The sequence below is a fragment of the Salipiger sp. HF18 genome, from assembly GCF_011806505.1.
Lineage (GTDB): Bacteria > Pseudomonadota > Alphaproteobacteria > Rhodobacterales > Rhodobacteraceae > Salipiger > Salipiger thiooxidans.
Map to the genome: position 1 here is coordinate 1 of NZ_JAATOS010000388.1, position 3,745 is coordinate 3,745.

Consider the following 3,745-nt stretch of genomic DNA (forward strand, 5'->3'; position numbering starts at 1 on the left):
ATCCCGGACACGCTTCTCGAACTCTGCGAAGCCCATGAGTCGACCCCGGCCGAAGACCTTCTGGGCTGCGTCGAGATCAACCGGCTGTTCCATCAGGCGCTTGTTGCCGCGGCGGGAAATACCGTTCTGGTTCAGGTGTTTGACGGGCTCCAGGCGCCGCTGTCCCGGGCCGCGATGCTGTCGTTGCGGCAGGGCGTCGGCAAGACCGAGATCATCGAGGTGGAACACCGCGAGATGGTCGCCGCGCTCTCGGTCCACGACGAGGAGCGCGCGGTCGAGGTGATCCGCCGCCATCTTGCCCTGATGCCCCGCCTGACGCGCGCGCTGACCGCCTGAGCGGTACGCGGGTCGGAGCGGATTTCGGGTCGTTGCTGGCATGGCGTCGTGGGGTGTCCCGTGCTGCGAGCGGTCTCGATTGCGTTGAAGTGAGACAAGTTTGTGACACGTCGTCCAATTGAAAACATTTGTCGTCCGCAAAGTATTTCTTATCCCGGCCGGTGACCCGGACGCAGGATCACCCATCGGCCCGGCGCCATGCCCCCGTGTTCATTGGACGTTACGGGCCGCGCGAACCCTCGCACGAATTCACACCATCCGGGGATAGTGTCGCGCTGGTACGCCGCGATACGGAGAAGAATTGTCCGAATTGTGACCGAATGCACGAAAACCGTGCGGCGTCAGACCGCGCGGATGCCCAGCGTGACGCCCGGTTCGGGACGGATCGTCATGTGCATCACCGGCTCGGGGTCTGGCCCCGCAGGGGTGAAGCGGAAGCGGGCCAGCAGCGTCGCCAGAATGATCTGCGCCTGCATCATGGCGAAATTGGCGCCCACGCAGATCCGCGGCCCGGCGCCGAAGGGCAGGTAGGTGTAGCGGTCCCGGCCGGCACTGGCCTCGGGCGAGAAGTGATCGGGATCGAAGACGTCGGGGGCCGTCCAGTAGTCGCGGTGCCGGTGCAGCGCGTAGGTGTTGATGAAGACGGTCTCGCGCGGGCGGATCTCGCGGTCGTAGATCCGGTCGGTCTCGAGCACGTTGCGGGCGAGGAAGCCCACCGGCGGGTAGAGCCGCATCGATTCCTCGAGCACCTGCTCGATGTAGGGCATCTGCGCGAGGTCCTCGAACCCCGCGGGCCGGTCGCCCAGCACGCCGCGCGCCTCGGCATGGGCGCGCTCTTGCACCTCGGCGTCATTGGCCAGCAGGTAGAGCGCCCAGGAAATCGACAGCGCCGTGGTCTCGTGACCGGCGACGATGAAGAACTGCATGTTGTGCAGAAGCTCCTGCGGCGACATCGCCCGGCCGGTCTCGGGGTCGGTGGCCTTCATCATGTGGTCGAGCAGGTCGTCGAGCGGCCCCGAGCCCTGCACCCGCCGCGCGTCGATGGCGCTGGCGACCATCCGGTGCATGGTCTTCACTGCGCCGCGTCCGAGCAGCTCGGCGGGGCGGGGCACCCATGGCGGCACCTCGAGGAAATCCATCAGCGAGGCGCGCCCCACGGTCAGGAAATAGCGGGTGATGGCGGCGCCATAGGCGTCGGCGTCGAAATGCTCGCGCCCGGAGAGCGCCACGTCGCAGATCACATCGAAGGTGGCCGAGAGCATCGCCTGCACCAGTTCGGCCTCGCCGCCGGCACGGGCCAGCCGGTCGGCGGCGCGGTCGGCGGTGGCGGTCATCACCGGGGCCAGTGCCTCGACATGGCGGGCGGCGAAGACCGGCGCGATGGCCCGGCGCTGCCAGCGCCAGTGCGCGCCTTCCGAGGTGAAGAGGCTCTCGCCCACCGCCGGACGCAGCATCCGCAGCATGACCTCGGACTTGGGATAGTTGGCGACGTTGTCCAGGAAGACGCGCTTCATCCCCTCGGGCCCCTGCACCATGTGCCAGCGCGCGGTGCCGGTGGTCCCGGTAACGATGGGCTGGGTGTAGGAGATCGCCGGAATGATGTTCAGCACGTTTCGCCGCACGGCCTTGAGGCTCGCGAGAATGCCGAGCGGCTTGCCGGGCGGAGTGACGGAGGGCGGTGTGAAGGCGTTCATGGGGCGGTCCGGTTGCGGGGGCTCTGCCTGCAACATAGGCCGCGGCGGCGCCTCCGCCAAACTCCGGCTCAGCAGCCCTCGACGCGGGTGTGCCCCGAGAGCCCCGCGCCGGTGCGGCGGCGCAATGCCCGCGACAGCGCGTCGATGCCCGCGGTGACCAGCCCGGTGGCGATCAGCAGCACCACCGCCCGGTCGAGCCGAAGCTCGGCCATGGCGCTGTCGATGTAGAAGCCGAGCGTGGCGATGCCGAGCAGGCCCATGACGGCGGTCTCGCGCAGGATGATCTCCCACCGGTAGAGGCAGAGCGCGAGGAACGGCCCCGAGAGCCGCGGCGCCAGCTCCCACCCCCAGAGCGTCAGCCCCCGGGGCGCATCCCGGCGCAGGGTGGGCAGCAGCGTCTCGCCCTCGCGGCCCAGAAGGTGCGCGATGATGGCGCCGTTGTGCAGCGCCAGCGCCAGCACGGCGGGCAGCATCGAGGGGCCGAAGACCTGCAGAAAGAGGTAGGCCAGCATGTACTCGGGGAAGCTGCGCAGGATCACCAGTCCGAGATGTCCCAGCGCGCGGCCCCAGCGCGGCGTGACCCGGGGCACGATCAGCCCGAAGCCCGCGAAGGCCAGCGCCCCGGTCAGCGCCAGCGCGATCTGCGCCACGACGAAGGTGGCGAGGAGGCCGGGCAGCATCTCGTCGGTGACGAGCGGCGCCAGCCAGTGCAGCAGCCCCGTGAAGTCCCAGCCGTCGCGCAGGGGCGCGGGCACGATGTCCTCGGTCAGGAAGCGCATCAGGGCGCCCGAGCCCATCGGCGGCGACTTGACCAGCGCCAGCGTCACCGCCGAGGCCAGCAGCCAGAGCGGCGCCAGCACCGGGCGCATCCACTGCCGGACGCTGGCGATCAGCACAACGTAGCAGATCATGATGGCCGAGGCGGCGCCGTAGTCGCCCATGCGGAAGAAGCTGTCGAGCTGGAAGCCCAGCGTCGGAAGGCCGACGAAGCCCAGCACGGCGCTCGCCCGCATGCCGCATTCGAGCCGGTAGAGCGTGTAGTGCTTCATCGCGGTCAGTGCGAGCGGCGCGCGGGCGTAGAGGAAGCGCGACAGCGCGTCGGTGCCGCGCGGCAGCACCTCGGCCGGGCGCGGGTCGGCCTCGTCGAGCTGTTCCGAGAAGACCTTGGCGAAGATCCCGGCATAGGGCAGGGCGATGGCCAGCACGCCGGTCAGGGGCGAGATACCGAGGATCTGCATCAGCATCAGCGCCCAGAAGAGCTCGTGCACCGAGCGCAGCGCGATGCACAACCAGCGCACGGCGCGCAGGTGATAGAACGGCGCCAGCACCAGCCCCGACGAGGCCCCCGCCGCCACGCCTGCGACGGCGAAGGCCACGGTCAGCCAGATGGCGCGGCCGATCTGCTCGACGGCGCCGAAATCGGGGCGCAGGAAGCCCGCAAGCATCCGCGAGAGCGCGGCGCCCGGGTCGTGGCCGGCGAGGCCGAAGTCGGCGAAGGGCAGGGCCAGCAGTGCCAGCGCGAGGAAGAGCGTGACCACCCGGGGGCGGGTCCAGCCCTCGCGGCGGGCGCTGCGGCGGGCCTCAGTGGGCGTAGAGAGCCGCGATGTCGCCATCGCTCACCTCCGTCGCCGGCGCGTCGAAGAGGATGCCGCCGCGGCGCAGCCCCACCAGCCGCGTGGCGAAGTTCTGGGCCAGCGCCACGTCGTGCAGCGCCA

General features: G+C 69.9%; 3 protein-coding genes. 1 reads left to right on the forward strand and 2 read right to left on the reverse strand.

All coding sequences use genetic code 11. The annotated features are described in order from the left end of the window. Positions 1–336, forward strand: a 336-nt coding sequence (locus tag HC022_RS21025; protein WP_167453720.1) for an FCD domain-containing protein, incomplete at its 5' end; no start/stop codon positions are given. Positions 337–677: 341 nt separating this feature from the next. Here HC022_RS21025 and HC022_RS21030 read toward each other — a convergent pair. Together HC022_RS21030 and HC022_RS21035 are read right to left on the reverse strand one after the other, a co-directional pair. Further along, complete coding sequence (locus HC022_RS21030) at positions 678–2,030, reverse strand: cytochrome P450 (protein WP_167453721.1); 1,353 nt, start codon at positions 2,028–2,030, stop codon at positions 678–680. Between the two features lie 68 nt (positions 2,031–2,098). Then, complete coding sequence (locus tag HC022_RS21035; RefSeq protein ID WP_254885207.1) at positions 2,099–3,643, reverse strand: ABC transporter permease; 1,545 nt, start codon at positions 3,641–3,643, stop codon at positions 2,099–2,101. Positions 3,644–3,745: the final 102 nt, after the last annotated feature.